Below are 19,174 nucleotides of genomic sequence, written 5' to 3' on the forward strand. Positions count from 1 at the left end.
ATACTTACTCTTCTAAGTATGAGCAGTCCCCTCTCCCATGCCTTCCTGTCGCACCGGCCACTCGCCGACGCCGACATCCCCACGATCTGCGGTTTCCCCCGCACGGCCGAAGAGCTGTATTTCCTGTTCCCGCGCGCGGTCTGGCCGCTGACCCCGGATCAGGTCAGGGCGACATTGGGCATCCGCCGCGATCCCACCGTCGTCACCCTGGCGGAGAACGGGCGGGAGCGTGTGGTCGGCTATGCCAACTACGCCACCTTCGAGGATGGCCGCACCGCCAGCATCGGCAATGTCAGCGTCGATCCGACCCTGCGCCGGCGCGGCATCGCCGAATATCTGGTTCGGACGATGATCGACCGCGCCTTCGACCATCACCGCCTGCCCGAACTGACGCTCTACTGCTTCAACACCAACACGCCGGCCCTGCTGCTCTATGCCAAGCTGGGCATGGCGCCCATCGCGCTGGAGACGCGGGTGACGCCCTGGGGCCAGCCGGTCGCGCTGTTCAAGCTGAGCGTGGACCATGCGAGCTGGTGTTCGGCCGCTCCCATCGCCGCCTGACCTTCCGAATATTTAATGATTGGGCCGCTGGCGGGGCGGGGCACGAGGCGTATAGTCGGTCGCCTGTGGACGCGGCTGCCTCATCGGACGGACGGCCCGAACCATCGACGGAGCGGACGGATGAGCAAATTGGGCGCGGATGCGAACCGGCGTGCGGTGCTGGCCGGACTTGTCGCCGGCGGTGCCGGGCTGTTTGCCGCCGGTGGGGCGAAGGCGATCACCGCGCAGTCCAGTTCGGATTACGGCGCCATGCTGGATGCCGCCTGCGGCGCCAGCGCCGACCACAAGCGCCAGATCGCCGCGGTGGAGACGACTCTGGGCGTCCTTCTTCCAGATGTGCGGGTGGTGGAGGCGTTGCAGCGCACCCAATGCCCGTCCTGCGGATGCCCGCTGGCGCTGGCCGCCGGGCTTGCGAAAGGCGATGCCGGCGCCTTCTGAGCGGCAGAATGGCCGCAATCGTTGCGGATGAAGCCGGCGGGTGCTAGCTTCGCGGCCGATTTCCAATGTTTTGGAAGAGAGTAGAGGCATGTCGCTCGACAAGGCCACGGTGGCCAAGATCGCGCATCTGGCCCGCATCAAGGTGCCGGACGAGGAACTGGAATCCCTGGCTGGGGAACTGAGCCAGATTCTGACCTTCGTGGAACAGCTCAACGAGGTCGACACGAAGGACGTGCCGCCGATGACCAGCGTCGCCGCGCAGAAGCTGCGCCGCCGCAAGGACGAGGTCACCGACGGTGGCTACGCCGCGCAGGTCCTGTCGAACGGTCCGGAAACGGCCGAAGGCTTCTTTGTCGTGCCCAAGGTGGTCGAGTGATGACGGCGCTCACGCATCTGACGATGGCCGAGGCCCTGGACGGCCTCGCTTCGAAGGAGTTCACCGCGGTCGAGCTGACCGAGGCGCATGTGCGCGCGGTCGAGGCCGTGCGCCCCTTCAACATCTTCATCACCGAGACCCCCGACGCCGCCCTGTCGATGGCGAAGGCCAGCGACGAGCGCCGCGCGCAGGGGACCGCCGGTCCGATGGACGGCCTGCCCATCGCGGTGAAGGACCTGTTCTGCACCAAGGGCGTCGCCACCACCGCCGGCAGCCACATCCTGGACGGCTTCAAGCCGGAATATGAGTCCACGGTGACCTCCCAGCTGTGGCGCGACGGCGCCGTCATGCTGGGCAAGGTGAACCTGGACGAGTTCGCCATGGGCTCGGCCACCATCACCGCCCACCAGGGCGAGACGGTCAGCCCGTGGAGCCCCGGCGCGCCGGGCGCCTGGGAAAAGAAGATCGTCGCCGGCGGCTCGTCGGGCGGGTCCGCCGCGGTGATTGCCGCGCGCGCCGCGCTGGGCGCCACCGGCACCGACACCGGCGGCTCGATCCGCCAGCCGGCCGGCTACACCGGCACCGTCGGCATCAAGCCGACCTACGGCCGCTGCTCGCGCTGGGGCATCGTCGCCTACGCCTCCTCGCTGGATCAGGCCGGGCCGATGACCCGCACGGTCGAGGATGCGGCGATCATGTTGCGCTCCATGTGCGGGTTCGATCCGAAGGACTCCACCTCGGTCGATATGCCGGTGCCGGACTTCCGCGCCGCCCTGACCGGCGACATCCGCGGCCTGCGCGTCGGCATTCCCAAGGAATACCGTGTCGAGGGCCTGTCGGCCGAGATCGCCGCGCTGTGGGAGCAGGGCATCGCCTGGCTGAAGGAGGCCGGTGCCGAGCCGGTCGAGGTCAGCCTGCCGCACACCAAATACGCGCTGGCCGCCTATTACATCATCGCGCCGGCCGAGGCGTCGTCCAACCTCGCGCGCTATGACGGCGTGCGCTACGGCCTGCGGGTCGAGGGCGGCAACCTCAAGGAAATGTACGAGAACACCCGTGGCGCCGGCTTCGGCAAGGAAGTGCAACGCCGCATCCTGATCGGCACCTATGTGCTGTCGGCCGGCTATTACGACGCCTACTACAACAAGGCCCGTCAGGTGCGCACGCGCATCAAGTGGGACTTCGACGAGGCGTTCAAGAGCTGCGACGTCATCCTGACGCCGACTGCTCCCAGCACGCCCTTCGCCATCGGCGAGAAGATGGACGATCCGGTGCAGATGTACCTGAACGACGTCTTCACCGTTCCGATCAACCTCGCCGGCCTGCCGGCGATGTCGGTCCCGGCCGGTCTCGGTGCCGACGGTCTGCCGCTCGGCCTCCAGTTGATCGGCCGCCCGTTCGACGAGGAGACGCTGCTGCGCGTCGGTCAGGTCGTCGAGAAGGCCGCCAACTTCACCGCTGTTCCGCCCTTCGTGGCGTGACGCGGGCGTCTTGACAGCGAAAGGGCCGGCTCCTGCGAGCCGGCCCTTTTCGTTTGGAATGGGGGTGGCCTCCCTTACGCTCCGCCGATGCCCTGAACATAGGTCTCGCCGGTCTTCGGATCGATGTTCTCGCCCGTCCCCGGCGTGCCCGGCGGCGCTTCGTCCTTGTCGCTCATCGGTTCGACCGCCGGCGTCACCGGGATCGGCCTGCTCGCCGGACGGTCGCTGGCGGACCGGTCATTCTGCGGCATATCGGACGTCTTCTCGTCGGCCATGGCGGCTTGCTCCCTTGTTGGCTCCGTTCATCCCCACCAACAGGCCATCCGACGCATCGTCACCCCCGGCCCCGCTATTCCGCAGCCTCCAGCGCCACCCGCGCCAGTTCCAGTAGTGTCTTGTCCACCTCTTCCGCGTCATAGCCGGGGTTGTCGGCCAGGGAGTCGCGCAGGCGCATGGTGATGAGTTCGCCGGTGTGATGCTTTTCGTAAAGGCGGACGTCACCCAGCGCCTCAGCAACGCGGCGCAGCTTATCGCGGTCCATCATGCTCTCCCGTCTTGGTCACCCAACTTGATCACTGCTGTGGCAACTGCCGGGCCGGTGCATCATTCCCGCCCCCTATCCTCGTCCATGCGCCGTACTGCGCTTGGATGGTGGAACAGGAGAGGGCTTTCCTGCGTCCCTGTAGATGTCGGCAATCATGGCGATTGGGGGCGTAAGCATGGATCCGGGACACGATCAACGGCGCGAACTGCTCACCCGCGTCCGCCATGTCGTGGAGCATTACGAGCGCTATAGCACCGCCGGCCCGGCCATCATGCGCGGCGTGCGCTATGACCTTGCGGTACGGGCAACCGACCTGAACGGCGACGGCTGCCAGTTCCCCGCCTGCAATTGCGCAAAGGCGGACTGCGCGGAGCGCAGGGGATGCGCACAGCCGGATGTCGGCGTCTGGATCGAAGAGGCCAAAAAAGAAAACCGCCCCCGGCGCGAACCAGGAGCGGCTTTCGAATGATGCGTGACCAACCGCGGCGCCCGTTGCCGGACGCCGCGAGGCAACATCAGACCGAGTAGTACATTTTGTACTCGATCGGGTGCGGCATGGTCTCGAAGGCCATCATCTCTTCCGTGCGGAGGTCGATGTAGCCTTCGATCATGTCGGCCGAGAAGACATCGCCCTTGCGCAGGTACTCGTTGTCCTCGCGCAGCGCGGTCAGCGCTTCGCGCAGCGAGCCGCAAACCGTCGGAACCTTGGCCAGCTCGTCCGGCGGCAGGTCGTACAGGTTCTTGTCCATCGCGTCGCCGGGGTGGATCTTGTTCTGGATGCCGTCCAGGCCGGCCATCAGCATGGCGGCGAAGGCCAGGTACGGGTTGGCCGACGGATCCGGGAAGCGGACCTCGACGCGCTTGCCCTTCGGCGAGGCGACGTACGGGATGCGGCAGGAGGCCGAACGGTTGCGGGCCGAGTAGGCCAGCAGGACCGGAGCCTCATAGCCCGGGACCAGGCGCTTGTAGCTGTTGGTCGACGGGTTGGTGAAGGCGTTCAGCGACTTGGCGTGCTTGATGATGCCGCCGATGTAGTACAGCGCCAGCTCCGACAGGTCGGCATACTGGTTGCCGGCGAACAGCGGCTGGCCGTCCTTCCAGATCGACTGGTGGCAGTGCATGCCCGAACCGTTGTCGCCGAACACCGGCTTCGGCATGAAGGTGGCCGACTTGCCGTAGGCGTGGGCGACGTTGTGCACCACGTACTTGTAGTACTGCATGTTGTCGCCGGTGCGGACCAGCGTGTCGAACTTGATGCCCAGCTCGTGCTGGGCGGCGGCCACCTCGTGGTGGTGCTTCTCGACCGGAACGCCCATCTCGGCCAGGACGCTCAGCATCTCGGCGCGCAGGTCGTTGCAGCTGTCGACCGGAGCGACCGGGAAGTAGCCGCCCTTGGTGCCCGGGCGGTGGCCCAGGTTGCCGTCCTCATAGTCCTTGCCCGACGAGTAGGAACCCTCGTCCGAAGCGAACTCGTACGACACCTTGTTCATGTCGACGGAGTACTTCACGTCGTCGAACACGAAGAATTCGGCTTCCGGACCGAAGAAGACGGTGTCGCCGATGCCGGCCGAAGCGGTGTAGCGCTCGGCGGCCTTGGCGATGCCGCGCGGGCAGCGGGCATAGGAACCGCCGGTGCCCGGATCGTACACGTCGCAGAGGATGTTCAGCGTCGGCTGGGCGGCGAACGGATCCATGACGGCCGTCGTCGGGTCCAGCTTCAGGATCATGTCCGACTCTTCGATGCCCTTCCAGCCGGCGATCGAGGAACCGTCGAACATGATGCCGTCTTCGAACACGTCCTCGTCGATGGTGGAGACGTGCTGAGCGGTGTGGTGCAGCTTGCCGCGCGGGTCGGTGAAGCGCAGGTCCACGTACTTGACGTCGTGTTCCTTGATCAGGTCGAAGACCTTGCTGATGTCGGACATGTCTCTTTTTCCACGCTTTAAGAGGGTTGGATCCCGCTGCGTCAAGCCGCTGTCGAAGCCCCTACGGGGCTTTGGCGGCGGAGGGCGGCGCTCGCGGCGGACGTTATCTCACGCCTTTCTTCCCCGCACAACGCGCCAACCCAAAAAGTCGCACGTTCGCCATAGGCGGCCTTCGGCCGTTCGGCGGGGGGTGCGGCAGGGGCCGGCGTGAGGGGGAGGGGAAATCGGCGCATGTTGGCGGATGCTGGTCGGAGGAAAGCCGGTCGGAACGGTCGAGGCGAGGACGTCGCGCGATCAGATCGCGTCGGCGCCCTTCTCACCGGTGCGGATGCGGACAACTTCCTCCACGGGCGTGACGAAGATCTTGCCGTCGCCGATGCGGCCGGTATGCGCGGCCTGCTGGATCGCCTCGATCGCCCGTTCCACCAGGGAATCTTCCATCACCACCTCGATCTTCACCTTCGGCAGGAAGTCCACGACATATTCCGCGCCGCGGTAAAGCTCCGTGTGGCCCTTCTGGCGGCCGAAGCCCTTGGCTTCGGTGACGGTGATCCCCTTGATCCCGACTTCGTGAAGGGCTTCCTTCACCTCGTCGAGTTTGAACGGCTTGATGATGGCTTCGATCTTCTTCATGGGTCTCTCGTGTACGAGGTGCCAACGCCGGCAGGCACCGTCCACGGCACTGCCGACAGCGACGACGGTAAGCATGGAGCGTGCCACATTCGGCCGATCCGGTCCGGCGGCATCGACGCTGGTCATAAGACGGTCGGATGCCGTCCGATGGAGCAGGGTGCTGCCGAAGGATTCGGCGGAGTGAACAATATTTGTGCAACTGGCGCAAGCGCTCCGCGCCAACCGGCGTTCGAAGGCCCCATTGGACGGGAGAAAGGGGTGCTGGTCCGCTCCGAAAGAAGTTTTTTCGCTTTTCGTGAAAAAGCCGCTTGACCGCCCAGCCGCGGTGGAGCATAACGCGGCTCCCGACGGCGGAAACGCTGACGGCGGCGGTGGTAGCTCAGTTGGTAGAGCTCTCGGTTGTGGTCCGAGCGGTCGTGGGTTCGAGTCCCATCCATCGCCCCATCATCTTCTTCGCGTCTTGGAAAAATTCTGTTCTATAAACGTCCGCACGGCTTAACCGCCGTCGCGGACGTTTTTCGCATGTCGGCGTGGATTTTCCCCGGGTGAAGACATCGCCTACGGGTAGAGCGGGCGTGCGCATCTTCGCCCGCCCAGGAAACGGCGAGGCAAGCCAGGGTCGGCCAGGGGTGGGGGAGAGTGGGGGATGGATGAGCTTCTGTCCGTCGCGGAGATGTATCGGGCCGACCAGCTGACGATTGCCGCCGGAGTGCCCGGCCCGGCCCTGATGGAGGCCGCCGGCGCCGCCGTGGTCCGGGCGGTGTGCGAGCGCTGGGCGCCGCATCCGACCGCCGTGCTCTGCGGCCCCGGCAACAATGGCGGCGACGGCTTCGTCATCGCCCGGCTGCTGCTGGAGGCCGGTTGGCCGGTGCGGCTGGCGCTGCTCGGCACCCGCTCGGCCCTGACCGGCGATGCCGCTGTGGCGGCGGAACGCTGGCCCGGCCCGATCGAGGCGGCCGATCCCTATATCCTGAAGGGCAATCCCCTGGTCATCGACGCGCTGTTCGGTGCCGGCCTCACCCGGCCGCTCGACGGCCTCGCCCGCGCCATCGTCGAGGCGATGGAGGGCCGCACCGTCGTCGCCGTCGATGTGCCGAGCGGCCTGCATGGCGACAGCGGGCGGGTGCTCGGCGCCGCGCCGCAGGCGGCGCTGACCGTCACCTTCTTCCGCCGCAAGCCCGGCCATGTGCTGCTGCCCGGACGCACCCTGTGCGGCGAGGTGGTGGTCGCCGACATCGGCATTCCGGACCGGGTGCTCGACGGCATCGCGCCGCAGACCGCGGTCAACGAGCCGTCGCTGTGGAGCCACCGCTTCCCCTGGCCGGCGCTGGACGGCCACAAATATGCGCGCGGCCATGCGGTGGTGCTGGGCGGTGCGCGGATGACGGGCGCGGCGCGGCTGGCTTCGGTCGCCGCTCTCCGCGCCGGGGCGGGGCTGGTCACCATCGCCTGCCCGCCGGAGGCCTTCCCGGTCTATGCCGCCGGCTGCGCCAGCGTGATCGTCGATCCGCTGGAGGATGCCGGCGCCTTCGCCCGGCTGTTGCAGGATCCGCGCAGGAATGCGGTGCTGGTCGGGCCGGGGGCTGGCCGGGGTGCGCAGACCCGCGCCGCGGTGATGGCCGCACTGGATGCCCGCCGCGCCTGCGTGCTGGATGCCGACGCGCTGACCAGCTTTGCCGAGTCGGCAGACGAGTTGCTCGACCGGCTCGACCAGCGCTGTGTCCTCACCCCGCATGAGGGGGAATTCGCCCGGCTGTTCGGCGATTCGGTGGGCATGGACGGCGACAAGCTGTCGCGTGTGCGCGCCGCCGCTGCGCGCTCTGGTGCGGTCGTCGTGCTGAAGGGGGCCGATACCGTGGTCGCCGCCCCGGATGGACGTGCGGTGGTCAATGTCAACGCGCCGCCCGATCTCGCCACCGCCGGGACCGGCGACGTGCTGGCCGGCATCGTTCTGGGGCTGCTGGCGCAGGGGATGGACGGGTTCGAGGCCGCCTGCACCGCGGTCTGGCTGCATGGCGAGGCCGGTCGCGCGCTCGGTCCCGGCCTGATCTCCGACGATCTGGCAGGAGCGCTGCCCGGCGTCTTGAAGGCGTTGAAAGCGCAGGGATAACCCCTGCCAGGGATGACCTTGGGGCGGTCGGGAGGCGACGTTGGCGGTACCCCTGACGACGGCGTCCGCGCGCCCCCTTGCGGTAGAGCGCCGGCAGGGCCAGACTCCGGGTCATGAGCGACGCACCCGACACCACCATCCTGGAGCCTGTGCCGCCAGCCCAGGCCGCGCAGCCCAACTTCTTCGACCGCGCGCTGGACAACCTGCGCACCCGCTGGCGCGAGATCGCGGCCTCGGCCCGCGGTGCCGTCGGCGCACCGCCGCGCACCCATCTGCCCAAGGAGGACGCCGAGCGCCTGAAGGAGCAGATCGAGGCCTGCCTGGAATCGCGGGGCGGCGAGGTTTCCGCCCGCGCCCGCGCCGCCCAGCTCGGCCGGACCTATCTGGCGCTCGATCCGCAGGGGCGGCGCAATTTCCTTTTGATGCTCGCGCGCGACTTCGATGTCGACCGCGACGCGGTGATGGACGCGATGGCGACCTTCCAGGCGGCGGCCGATCCGGTGGCCCGCGGCCATGCGGAACGGGCCTTGCGCCGCGCGCTGGAGCCGCCGCGCCTGCGGCTGCTGACCCAGTTCAACGCCCTGCCGGAGGGGGTGAAGTTCCTGGTCGACCTGCGCGCCGAGCTGATGGAGATGGCGCGCGGCGAACCGCTGCTGCAGGCGCTGGAAGACGATCTGAAGAATCTGCTGCGCGCCTGGTTCGACGTCGGCTTCCTGGAGATGCACCGCATCACCTGGGACAGCCCGGCCTCGCTGCTGGAAAAGCTGATCAAGTACGAGGCGGTGCACGAGATCAGCGGCTGGCAGGATCTGAAGGACCGGCTCGATTCGGACCGGCGCTGCTTCGCCTTCTTCCACCCGCGCATGCCGCACGAGCCGCTGATCTTCGTCGAGGTCGCCCTGGTCCAGGGCATGTCGGACAATGTGCAGGCGCTGCTCGACCCGACCGCCCCGGTCTGCGATCCCAAGAGCGCCGACAGCGCCATCTTCTACTCGATCTCCAACGCCCAGGTCGGGCTGGCCGGCATCAGCTTCGGCAATTTCCTGATCAAGCGGGTGGTCGACGGGCTGGCGACCGAGTTCCCCAACATCACCTGCTACGCCACCCTGTCGCCCATTCCGGGGTTCCGGCGCTGGTTCGACCGCGCGCTCGACCGCGACGGCGACGCCCTGCTGACCAACACGGAGGCCGAGCGCATCGCCGAGCGGCTGAGTGAACTTGCCCTGGCGGCCGATGCGGACGCTTCCACCGAAGGCAGTGTCGGGACCGACGAATCGCCGCTGCTCGCCCGTGCGCTCGCCCGTTCCGGCTGGGCGGAGGACGAGGAGTTGCAGAAGCGCCTGCGCGGCCCGCTGATGCGGCTGGGCGTCCATTACCTGACCACGGTGCAGGAGGCGAAGGGCCATGGCCGCGCCCGCGCGCTGGATCCGGTCGCGCATTTCCACCTGACCAACGGTGCCCGGATGGAGCGGCTGAACTGGCTGGCCGACAGGTCGGTCAAGGGGCTGAAACAGTCGCTGGGGATGATGATCAACTACCGCTACCGGCTGGGCGAGATCGATGCCAACCACGAGGCCTACACCGGCGAGGGGCGCATCATCACATCATCCGCCGTCCGGTCGCTGGACAGGGCAGGGAGCAAGGCGGCGGGCAAGGCCGGCGGCTGACGCGAAAAGACCGGGCCTCACTCTCTCGGACGGGTCCAATTTGCCTGTTTGCTTCCGCCGCGCTGTGCTATAGACCGGACTTCGCCGGCGGTCCGGCGGGTGTTTGCGCACCCGTCGCGGCTGCCTTTGCCATGAACGCGGGCGTGGCGGAATTGGTAGACGCGCTGGATTTAGGTTCCAGTGACTTCGGTCGTATGGGTTCAAGTCCCTTCGCCCGCACCATGGCAACACCTTGGACCGCATGGACAACACGGATTCGGGCCGCCCGGACGGGCGCCGCCGGGCCGGACCAACGAGATAGGCTTTCGTTCCGATGAACATCACCGAGACCAGCACCGACGGCCTCAAGCGCGAATTTCAGGTCGTCATTTCCGCCAAGGACATCGAAGAGAAGGTGAACGGCAAGCTGGAAGAGCTGCGCCGTACGGTCCAGCTGCCGGGCTTCCGTCCGGGCAAGGTGCCGGTCACCGTGATCAAGCAGCGCTATTTCGGCGGCGTGCTGTCCGAGGTGCTGGAAGACGCCATCTCCGACAGCTCGCGCCAGGCGCTGAGCGAGCGCGGCCTGCGCGTCGCCCTGCAGCCGAAGATCGAGGTCGAGAAGTACGAGGACGGCGGCGACCTCACCTACAAGATGGCGGTCGAGCTGCTGCCGGACGTCGAGCCGGGCGACTTCACCGGCCTGGAGCTGGAGAAGCCGGTTGCCGAGGTGAGCGAAGAGGCGGTCAACGAGGCGGTCACCCGTCTGGCCTCCGCCCATTCCACCCAGGCCCCGGTCACCGAGGACCGTGCTGCCGAGACCGGCGACATCGCCGTGATCGACTTCGCCGGCACGGTCGACGGCGAGGCGCTGGAAGGCATGGACGGCAAGGACTACCCGCTGGAGCTGGGTGCCGGCCGCTTCGTTCCGGGCTTCGAGGAGCAGCTGGTCGGCGTCAAGGCCGGCGAGCACCGCACCGTCAACGTCACCTTCCCGGAAGACTACCCGCACGAGCGCCTGAAGGGTGCTGCGACCGTCTTCGAGGTCGACGTGAAGGAGCTGCGCAAGAACGTCCCGGCCGAGGTCAATGACGAGCTCGCCAAGGAGTTCGGCATGGAGAGCCTGGAGAAGATGCGCGAAGCGATCCGCGACCGCATCAAGGGCGAGTATGACGGCCTGTCGCGCCTGCGCGTGAAGCGCCAGCTGCTCGACAAGCTGGCCGAGGCCCATTCCTTCGAGGTGCCGGCCGGCATGGTCGACATCGAGTTCGAGGGCATCTGGGCCCGCCTGCAGGAAGAGCTGAAGAACGGCACGGCCGGCGAGGACGCCGACAAGTCCGAGGACGATCTGAAGGCCGAGTACCGCTCGATCGCCGAGCGCCGCGTCCGACTGGGTCTGCTGCTGTCGGAAGTCGGCCGCCGCAACAACATCCAGGTCACCCAGGACGAGGTCAACCGCGCCCTGATCAACGAAGCCCGCCGCTTCCCCGGTCAGGAGCGTCAGGTGTTCGAGTTCTTCAAGCAGAACCAGCAGGCGCTCGAGAACCTCCGCGCCCCGATCTTCGAGGACAAGGTCGTCGACCACATCCTGGATCAGGCCAAGGTCACCGAGAAGACCGTCAGCGTCGAAGAGCTGACGAAGGACGAGGACGAGGCTGAGGCCGCCTAACTCCCCAAAAGGAGTGGGGGCGGACTACCATCCGCCCCCAAAGGTTCCTATATGTGGTTCCGTGCCGGCAACGATCACCGGTTCAGCCAACTGCGGGGGCAGGGAAGAACACATGTACGACTTCGAGCCGAAGATGAATGCTCTGGTCCCGATGGTCATCGAACAGACCAACCGGGGTGAGCGCGCGTACGACATCTATTCGCGCCTGCTGAAGGAGCGGATCATCTTCCTGATCGGCGGAGTGAACGACGCCGTCGCCAGCCTGATCTGCTCCCAGCTGCTGTTCCTTGAGTCGGAGAACCCGAACAAGGACATCGCGATCTACATCAATTCGCCGGGCGGCTACGTCTCGGCCGGCCTCGCCATCTACGACACCATGCAGTACATCCGTCCGCAGGTGTCGACGGTTTGCATGGGTCAGGCCGCCTCGATGGGCTCGCTTCTGCTGGCCGCCGGCGCGCCGGGCAAGCGCTTCTCGCTGCCCAACAGCCGCATCATGATCCACCAGCCGTCGGGCGGCGCCCAGGGCCAGGCCTCGGACATCGAAATCCAGGCCCAGGAAATCCTGAAGCTGCGCTCGCGTCTGAACGACATTTACGTCAAGCACACCGGGCAGGACCTCGACACCATCGAGACCGCCATGGAGCGTGACAAGTTCATGTCGCCGGAAGAGGCGAAGGCCTTCGGTCTGATCGATGAGGTGGTGGAGAAGCGCCCGGGCGTCGACCACCATTCGTGAGCCGCGGGTCCTCGGCCCTCCCAACAAAGGGTTGATCGGGTCGTGACGCTGTTGTTGAATGGCAGTGACACGATCCGGTCATGGACCGGTTCCGACAAGGAACCGGTCCCGAATGGGGAGAGTCTCGCAAGGGACCCGGCTATGCGGATCGTGATGCGTCGCCAAAACGGCGCATGACCTTGTCGCGGACGCCGTCCGCGATAACCTGAGTAGGACCGGCGTCGGGGGGCGCCGCGAACGGGCATGGCCCCAGGGGCCACGCCTCCCGCGAGATGACGGAGTACCGATGAGCAAGTCCAGCAGCGGCGATTCGAAGAATACGCTCTACTGCTCCTTCTGCGGCAAGAGCCAGCACGAGGTCCGCAAGCTGATTGCCGGTCCGACGGTGTTCATCTGCGATGAATGCGTCGAACTGTGCATGGATATCATTCGCGAGGAGAACAAGACGACCCTCGTGAAGTCCCGCGACGGGGTTCCGACTCCGCGCGACATTCATGCGGTGCTCGACGATTACGTCATCGGACAGTCCTACGCCAAGCGCGTGCTGTCGGTGGCGGTCCACAATCATTACAAGCGCCTCGCCCACGGGACGAAGCACAACGACGTCGAACTGGCGAAGTCGAACATCCTGCTGATCGGCCCGACCGGCTGCGGCAAGACGCTGCTGGCCCAGACCCTGGCCCGCATCATCGACGTTCCCTTCACCATGGCCGATGCGACGACGCTGACCGAAGCCGGTTACGTCGGCGAGGACGTCGAAAACATCATCCTCAAGCTGCTCCAGGCCGCCGACTACAATGTCGAGCGGGCGCAGCGCGGCATCGTCTACATCGACGAGGTCGACAAGATCAGCCGCAAGTCCGACAACCCGTCGATCACCCGCGACGTGTCGGGCGAGGGCGTGCAGCAGGCCCTGCTGAAGATCATGGAGGGCACCGTCGCCTCCGTTCCGCCGCAGGGCGGGCGCAAGCATCCGCAGCAGGAATTCCTGCAGGTCGACACCAGCAACATCCTGTTCATCTGCGGCGGCGCCTTCGCCGGCCTGGACAAGATCATCGCCCAACGCGGCAAGGGCACCAGCATCGGCTTCGGCGCCGATGTGCGCTCCGCCGACGAACGCGCCACCGGCGAGATCCTGCACGAGGTCGAGCCCGAGGATCTGCTGAAGTTCGGCCTGATCCCCGAGTTCATCGGCCGCCTGCCGGTTCTGGCCACCCTGTCCGATCTGGACGAGGCGGCCCTGGTCGAGATTCTCAGCAAGCCGAAGAACGCCCTGGTCAAGCAGTACCAGCGCCTGTTCGAGATGGAGGACGTCCATCTGGAGTTCTCCGAGGACGCCATGCGCGCCATCGCCCACAAGGCGATTGCCCGCAAGACCGGCGCCCGCGGCCTGCGGTCGATCATGGAAGCCATCCTGCTCGACCCGATGTTCGATCTGCCGGGCCTGACCGGCATCGAGAGCATCCTGGTCAACAAGGAAGTGGTCGAAGGGCGTGCCAAGCCGCTCTACGTTCATGCGGAACGGCGCAGCGAAGCGCCCGGTGCATAACCGTCTGGGTTTTCCCGGTGCGGATATCAAAAAAGGGACGCTTCGGCGTCCCTTTTTCTTTTTCCGATTGCTGCCGCATATCCCAATAAAACCATTCTCTGCACTGGGCTCGTCTGATGTAAACCGCCGAAATAGCGAATTAATTCAGCAAGTTTAACGAATATAAAAAGATAAAGCCTTAATCTGGGTGCCGAGACATCGGGTAGGGTGGGTGGGCTGCCTTCATTACAGGCTTGGCATCTCCGCTATCCATTGTTTGCGTACGAATATTGTGGTGGGCGGGAAATGAAAATACGCAGTTTCCTTTACGTTTGCTTGGCGTGCGTCGGAGTGGTCGCGTCGGTCCCGGCCACTTGGCTTGCAGTGCAGGAAATCAACTCGGCCGGCCGGGCGTCAGCAGCCAGGGACGTGGTCGACGTCCTCGGTGCCGCCACCGCTGTGAACGAGGCGATGGCTCTCGAGCGCGGCGTCGTCAACCTGCCGCTGACGGCAGGGGCGGCGATCGATGACGCCGGCCGGGACTCCCTCAAGAAGGCCCGTGCGCAGTCCGACGCCGCGCTCGCCCGCTACGTTGCCGCCGCCAAGGCGCTGGGCGACCCGAAGTCCGCCGACGAGACCGCTGCCTTGGGCAACAGTCTGGCGACCGTCCGTACCCAGGTCGACGGCTGGCTGGTGAAGGACCGGTCCGGCCGCCCGGCAGATGCCTCGGCGCAGTTCTTCGCCGGCATGGTCAAGGTCACGAGCCAGGTCGGGGTGACGATGAACCGTCTCGGCCATCGTTTGAACGACCTCGATTCGACCGTCGGCGACCGGGCCGATATCGCAGTTCGCGCCGCCCAACTGCGGGAGATGGCCGGCCAGCAGTCGGTCCTCTATCTCCGCGCACTCGGAACCGGCAAGCCGATGACCCCGGAAGCCGAAGCGGAGGCGATGACGCTGGAGGGACGGATCTCGGCCAATTGGGAGTCGGTCGAGGACGATATCGTCACCGGCGAGATGGAGCCGGCCCTGCGCACGGCGCTGGAGACTGCCCGGAAAGGCTATATTCAGGGTTTCGGCGGTTTCAAGACCCGCGTTCTGACCGCATCGCGGGCCGGCAAGTCCTATGATCTGGACGGTGCGGAATGGCGCCGCTCGGCCTCGCCCCTGCTGCAGGACCTCCTGGCGATCCGCGATGCCGGCTTCACCGTCGGGCGGGAACTGGCGGACAGCCATCATGCCTCGGCTCTGCGTCATCTGATGCTGGCGGCCGCAATCATCGTCGCCGGGCTCGGCGCGTTGCTGGGTGTGGCGGTTGCGATCACGCGCCGGGCCTCGCGCCCGATTGTCGAACTGGCCCGGATTGTCGGTGCGATTGCCGGCGGGCGGCGTGATCTCGACGTTCTCCACCGGAACCGCTCGGATGAAATCGGCGAGATGGCCGCGGCAATCGACGTGCTGCAAACCAGCGCCCGCGAGGCCGACGCCGCCGAAGCCCGCCGCCGGACGGAGCTGGAGCAGCGCGAGGAGAACCGGCGTGCCATGGAACGGGCGACGCAGGATTTCGTGGCGCAGCTCGAATCGGTGGTCGGGCATCTGTCCGCCACGGCGAACTCCGTGCGCAGCAACTCCGAACGCCTGTCGTCGGCCGCGGAAAGCGCCTCGTCCCTCTCATCCTCCGTGGCATCCGCATCGGAACTGGCCAACGGCAACATCCAGACGGTGGCGACCGCCGCGGAGCAACTGCAATCCTCCATCGGCGAGATCAGCCGCCGGATCGACGACGCGTCCCGGATCGCCCAGGACGCGGTGCGCGAGGCCGGCAGCACGGCCGGGATCGTCGCGACCTTGGCCGACCGTGCCGCCGGCATCGGCTCGGTGGTCGATATGATCAGCTCCATCGCGTCTCAGACCAATCTTCTGGCGCTGAACGCCACCATCGAGGCCGCCCGCGCCGGCGAAGCGGGCAAGGGATTCGCCGTCGTCGCCAGCGAAGTGAAGAATCTGGCCGGTCAGACCGCGAAGGCCACCGACGACATCCAGCTTCGCGTCGGGGAGATTCGCGACGTCAGCGGCAGTGCCGTGACCGCCATCGACGCCATCAGCCGCACCGTCGCCGCGATCAGCGAGGCGGCGTCGGCCGTCGCCGCCGCGGTGGAGCAGCAGAATGCCGCCACCCGCGAGATCGCCCGCAACATCCAGGCCGCCGCCCAGGGCACCGTGGAGGTGTCCGGCAGCATCGGACAGGTCGCTTCCACCGCCGAAAGCACGCGCGTCGCGTCCGGAGAGCTGCTGACCGCGTCGCGCGGCCTGTCGCATGAGGCCGGAACCCTGCGTACGACCGTCGATGGCTATGTGAACCGCCTCAAAACCGCCTGATCCGGCAAAAACGGGGAGGGAAGCGGCGGTTTCCTGCCAGGTTGCGGCTTGGAAACCGCCCTTGGGGGTTGTCAGCCCCTTGAAGGCCGCAGGGCCGTGTGCCACGTTAGTCTGGTGCCGTAGGCGATCCCCGCGCTCAACCCGAGGCGGGGGCTGTGTCAGGCCCAGTCCGGGCTGGCGGCGATCCATTCATTGAGGCCCTGCCCATGATCGAACTCTCCCGTGGTGCCCTCTACCCGGTCTTGCCGCTGCGCGACATCGTGGTTTTCCCCCACATGATCGTGCCGCTGTTCGTCGGGCGCGAGAAGTCCGTGCGCGCGCTGGAAGACGTGATGAAGGATGACAAGCAGATCCTGCTCGTCACCCAGAAGAACGCCGCGCAGGACGATCCGACTCCGGCCGACATCTACAGCGTCGGCACCGTCGGCACCGTGTTGCAGCTGCTCAAGCTGCCGGACGGGACCGTCAAGGTGCTGGTGGAAGGCGGCCAGCGGGCCGCCATCACCAAGTTTGCCGACAATGAGGAGTTCTTCCAGGCCCAGGCCGAGCTGGTCGAGGAAAAGACCGGCGAGAACCAGGAGCTGGAGGCGCTGAGCCGCGCCGTCGTCTCCCAGTTCGAGCAGTACATCAAGCTTAACAAGAAGATTCCGCCGGAAGTGCTGGTCTCGATCAACCAGATCGAGGAAGCCGGCAAGCTGGCCGACACCGTCGCGTCGCATCTGGCGTTGAAGATTCCGGAAAAGCAGCAGCTGCTGGAATGCGCCACCGTGTCGGAGCGTCTGGAGCGGGTCTATGCCTTCATGGAGGGCGAGATCGGCGTGCTGCAGGTGGAAAAGCGCATCCGCAACCGCGTCAAGCGGCAGATGGAGAAGACCCAGCGCGAGTACTATCTGAACGAGCAGTTGAAGGCGATCCAGAAGGAACTCGGCGAGACCGAGGACGGCCGCGACGAATCGGCGGAGCTGGAAGAGAAGATCAACAAGACCCGCTTCTCCAAGGAAGCCCGCGAGAAGGCTCTCGCCGAGCTGAAGAAGCTGCGGTCGATGAGCCCGATGTCGGCCGAGGCCACCGTGGTCCGCAACTACCTGGATTGGATGCTGTCCATTCCGTGGAAGAAGCGCACCAAGGTGAAGCGCGACCTGAAGCTGGCCCAGAAGGTGCTGGACGACGATCATTACGGTCTGGAGAAGGTCAAGGAGCGCATCCTTGAGTATCTCGCCGTCCAGAACCGCATGAACAAGGTCAAGGGTCCGATCCTCTGCCTCGTCGGGCCGCCCGGCGTCGGCAAGACCTCGCTCGGCAAGTCGATCGGCAAGGCCACCGGCCGCAACTTTGTCCGCATGTCGCTGGGCGGCGTCCGTGACGAGGCCGAGGTCCGCGGCCACCGCCGCACCTACATCGGCTCGATGCCCGGCAAGGTCATCCAGGGCATGAAGAAGGCCAAGTCCTCCAACCCGCTCTTCCTGCTGGACGAGATCGACAAGCTCGGCGCCGACTGGCGCGGCGACCCGTCGTCGGCCCTGCTGGAGGTTCTGGATCCGGAGCAGAACGGCACCTTCAACGACCATTACCTGGAGGTCGATTACGACCTGTCCGACGTGATGTTCGTCTGCACGGCCAACACGATGCGCATGCCGCAGCCGCTGCTGGACCGCATGGAGATCATCCGCGTCGCCGGCTACACCGAGGACGAGAAGGTCGAGATCTCCAAGCGCCACCTGATCGAGAAGCAGATCGAGGCGAACGGCCTGAAGAAGGGCGAGTTCACCATCTCCGACGACGCGCTGCGCGATCTGGTCCGCTACTACACGCGGGAAGCCGGTGTCCGTTCGCTGGAGCGCGAGATCGCCAACCTCTGCCGCAAGGCGGTGAAGGAGATCCTGCTGAAGTCGGGCGGCAACGCCAAGGTCGCGGTCACCCGCCGCAACCTCGACAAGTATGCCGGCGTCCGCCGCTTCCATTATGGCGAGGCGGAGCTGGAGGATCTGGTGGGCGTCACCACCGGTCTGGCCTGGACCGAAGTCGGCGGCGAACTGCTGTCGATCGAGGCCGTCGGCCTGCCCGGCAAGGGCCGCGTCACCACCACCGGCAAGCTGGGCGACGTGATGAAGGAATCGGTCCAGGCGGCCGAGAGCTACGTCAAGTCGCGCGCCATCGCCTTTGGCATCAAGCCGACGCTGTTCGAGAAGAAGGACATCCACGTCCACGTTCCCGAAGGCGCCACGCCGAAGGACGGCCCGTCGGCCGGTGTCGCCATGGCCACCTCCATCGTCTCGGTGCTGACCGGCATTCCGGTGCGCAAGGACGTGGCGATGACCGGTGAAATCACGCTGCGTGGCCGGGTGCTGCCGATCGGTGGCTTGAAGGAGAAGCTGCTGGCCGCCCTGCGTGGTGGCATCAAGCATGTGCTGATCCCGAAGGACAATGAGAAGGACCTTGCCGACATCCCGGACAACGTGAAGCGCGGGCTGGAGATCATGCCCGTCGGCACGGTGGACGAGGTGCTGCGCAACGCGCTCGTCCGTCCGCTGGAGCCCATCGAGTGGACCGAGCCGGAGGTCGATGCCGCCGCGGCGAAGGCCCAGGAGAAGGGTGCCGACGGCGACGCTCTGCGTCACTGATCCGGGACCGGCGGTCGCGATCGGATCGTGACCGCCACCCGTTGGCGTGACTTTTGGGACAAGAGCCGCTTTGCCGCCCGTCGGGAATTGACGGGCGGCAAGCGCTGTGCTTATCCTTTGCTTCCAAAAAGTCGTGGACGAAAAGTCCTGGGGCGGCTTTTGTCTTTCAGTATTTGCTGAATTTCGAAGGGGGATTGCGTGAACAAGAACGATCTCGTGGCGCATGTTGCCGAAGCGTCCGGTTTGTCCAAGACCGACGCCACGAAGGCCGTCGACGCCGTGTTCGACAGCATTGCCGAATCCTTGAAGAACGGTGATGAGGTCCGTCTGGTCGGCTTCGGCACTTTCGCGGTCGCTGAGCGTCCCGCGACCGAAGGCCGCAATCCGCGCACCGGCGAGAAGATCGATATCCCGGCGTCCAAGCAGCCGAAGTTTAAGGCCGGCAAGACTCTGAAGGACGCCTTGAACTAAGCGCCTCTCAGCGCTTGAAGTTTTTGGCCCGCTCAGGGCATAGTGCGGCCGGCCGG

General features: G+C 66.2%; 17 protein-coding genes and 2 tRNA genes. 15 read left to right on the forward strand and 4 right to left on the reverse strand.

The genetic code is table 11. The features are described from left to right. Positions 1 to 18 precede the first annotated feature (18 nt). The 4 genes from CRT60_RS26550 (at position 19) to gatA (ending at position 2,856) form a co-directional block, all read left to right on the forward strand. The gene (locus CRT60_RS26550; RefSeq protein ID WP_098739516.1) at positions 19 to 561 is read left to right on the forward strand and encodes a GNAT family N-acetyltransferase; all 543 of its coding nucleotides are present in this window, start codon (positions 19 to 21) and stop codon (positions 559 to 561) included. Positions 562 to 681: 120 nt separating this feature from the next. Beyond that, entirely contained in the window at positions 682 to 999 is a 318-nt protein-coding gene (locus tag CRT60_RS26555; protein WP_098739517.1) for a hypothetical protein, read from the forward strand. Positions 1,000 to 1,087: 88 nt separating this feature from the next. Beyond that, positions 1,088 to 1,375 carry an Asp-tRNA(Asn)/Glu-tRNA(Gln) amidotransferase subunit GatC gene (gatC, locus tag CRT60_RS26560; protein WP_042691134.1) on the forward strand — a complete coding sequence of 96 codons (288 nt, stop codon included), beginning with the start codon at positions 1,088 to 1,090 and terminating at the stop codon, positions 1,373 to 1,375. Further along, the gene (gene gatA, locus CRT60_RS26565; protein ID WP_098739518.1) at positions 1,375 to 2,856 is read left to right on the forward strand and encodes an Asp-tRNA(Asn)/Glu-tRNA(Gln) amidotransferase subunit GatA; all 1,482 of its coding nucleotides are present in this window, start codon (positions 1,375 to 1,377) and stop codon (positions 2,854 to 2,856) included. The genes gatC and gatA overlap by 1 nt, the downstream gene beginning before the upstream one ends. 74 nt (positions 2,857 to 2,930) lie before the next feature. Here the strand turns inward: gatA and CRT60_RS26570 are convergent, their stop codons facing one another. Both CRT60_RS26570 and CRT60_RS26575 read right to left on the reverse strand, forming a co-directional pair. Then, a complete protein-coding gene (locus CRT60_RS26570; protein ID WP_098739519.1) occupies positions 2,931 to 3,131 on the reverse strand; it encodes a hypothetical protein in 201 nt (66 codons plus the stop codon). 74 nt (positions 3,132 to 3,205) lie between these two features. Beyond that, positions 3,206 to 3,400, reverse strand: coding sequence for a hypothetical protein (locus CRT60_RS26575; RefSeq protein WP_098739520.1), 195 nt, complete (start codon positions 3,398 to 3,400; stop codon positions 3,206 to 3,208). A 175-nt stretch (positions 3,401 to 3,575) separates the two neighbouring features. Here CRT60_RS26575 and CRT60_RS26580 point away from each other — a divergent pair, with 175 nt between their 5' ends. Next, positions 3,576 to 3,869, forward strand: a complete 294-nt coding sequence (locus CRT60_RS26580; RefSeq protein ID WP_098739521.1) for a hypothetical protein — start codon at positions 3,576 to 3,578, stop codon at positions 3,867 to 3,869. A 46-nt stretch (positions 3,870 to 3,915) separates the two neighbouring features. Here CRT60_RS26580 and glnA read toward each other — a convergent pair whose 3' ends face one another. Further along, positions 3,916 to 5,325 (reverse strand): type I glutamate--ammonia ligase, encoded by a 1,410-nt coding sequence (glnA, locus tag CRT60_RS26585; protein ID WP_098739522.1) that lies wholly within the window; start codon positions 5,323 to 5,325, stop codon positions 3,916 to 3,918. Positions 5,326 to 5,619: 294 nt separating this feature from the next. Continuing rightward, the gene (locus CRT60_RS26590; RefSeq protein WP_098739523.1) at positions 5,620 to 6,084 is read right to left on the reverse strand and encodes a P-II family nitrogen regulator; all 465 of its coding nucleotides are present in this window, start codon (positions 6,082 to 6,084) and stop codon (positions 5,620 to 5,622) included. A gap of 242 nt (positions 6,085 to 6,326) precedes the next feature. Here CRT60_RS26590 and CRT60_RS26595 point away from each other — a divergent pair. From CRT60_RS26595 to CRT60_RS26640, 10 genes are all read left to right on the forward strand, one after another. Then, a tRNA-His gene (locus CRT60_RS26595) sits at positions 6,327 to 6,402 on the forward strand. 202 nt (positions 6,403 to 6,604) lie between these two features. Beyond that, the gene (locus CRT60_RS26600) at positions 6,605 to 8,068 is read left to right on the forward strand and encodes an NAD(P)H-hydrate dehydratase (RefSeq protein ID WP_098739524.1); all 1,464 of its coding nucleotides are present in this window, start codon (positions 6,605 to 6,607) and stop codon (positions 8,066 to 8,068) included. Between the two features lie 113 nt (positions 8,069 to 8,181). Then, positions 8,182 to 9,735, forward strand: coding sequence for a malonyl-CoA decarboxylase (locus CRT60_RS26605; RefSeq protein WP_098739525.1), 1,554 nt, complete (start codon positions 8,182 to 8,184; stop codon positions 9,733 to 9,735). 137 nt (positions 9,736 to 9,872) lie between these two features. Then, positions 9,873 to 9,957, forward strand: a tRNA-Leu gene (locus CRT60_RS26610). A 91-nt stretch (positions 9,958 to 10,048) separates the two neighbouring features. After that, on the forward strand, positions 10,049 to 11,380 hold the full coding sequence (gene tig / locus CRT60_RS26615; RefSeq protein WP_098739526.1) for a trigger factor: 1,332 nt from the start codon (positions 10,049 to 10,051) through the stop codon (positions 11,378 to 11,380). A gap of 112 nt (positions 11,381 to 11,492) precedes the next feature. Next, on the forward strand, positions 11,493 to 12,119 hold the full coding sequence (gene clpP, locus CRT60_RS26620; protein WP_098739527.1) for an ATP-dependent Clp endopeptidase proteolytic subunit ClpP: 627 nt from the start codon (positions 11,493 to 11,495) through the stop codon (positions 12,117 to 12,119). A gap of 286 nt (positions 12,120 to 12,405) precedes the next feature. After that, positions 12,406 to 13,668, forward strand: a complete 1,263-nt coding sequence (clpX, locus tag CRT60_RS26625) for an ATP-dependent Clp protease ATP-binding subunit ClpX (RefSeq protein ID WP_012974526.1) — start codon at positions 12,406 to 12,408, stop codon at positions 13,666 to 13,668. A gap of 408 nt (positions 13,669 to 14,076) precedes the next feature. Further along, complete coding sequence (locus tag CRT60_RS26630) at positions 14,077 to 16,026, forward strand: methyl-accepting chemotaxis protein (RefSeq protein WP_161958125.1); 1,950 nt, start codon at positions 14,077 to 14,079, stop codon at positions 16,024 to 16,026. 206 nt (positions 16,027 to 16,232) lie between these two features. After that, positions 16,233 to 18,647 (forward strand): endopeptidase La, encoded by a 2,415-nt coding sequence (lon, locus tag CRT60_RS26635; protein ID WP_098739529.1) that lies wholly within the window; start codon positions 16,233 to 16,235, stop codon positions 18,645 to 18,647. Positions 18,648 to 18,845: 198 nt separating this feature from the next. Next, positions 18,846 to 19,118: an HU family DNA-binding protein gene (locus CRT60_RS26640; protein WP_012974523.1), complete on the forward strand. Its 273-nt coding sequence runs from the start codon at positions 18,846 to 18,848 to the stop codon at positions 19,116 to 19,118. Positions 19,119 to 19,174: the final 56 nt, after the last annotated feature.

It is taken from the genome of Azospirillum palustre (assembly GCF_002573965.1).
Lineage (GTDB): Bacteria > Pseudomonadota > Alphaproteobacteria > Azospirillales > Azospirillaceae > Azospirillum > Azospirillum palustre.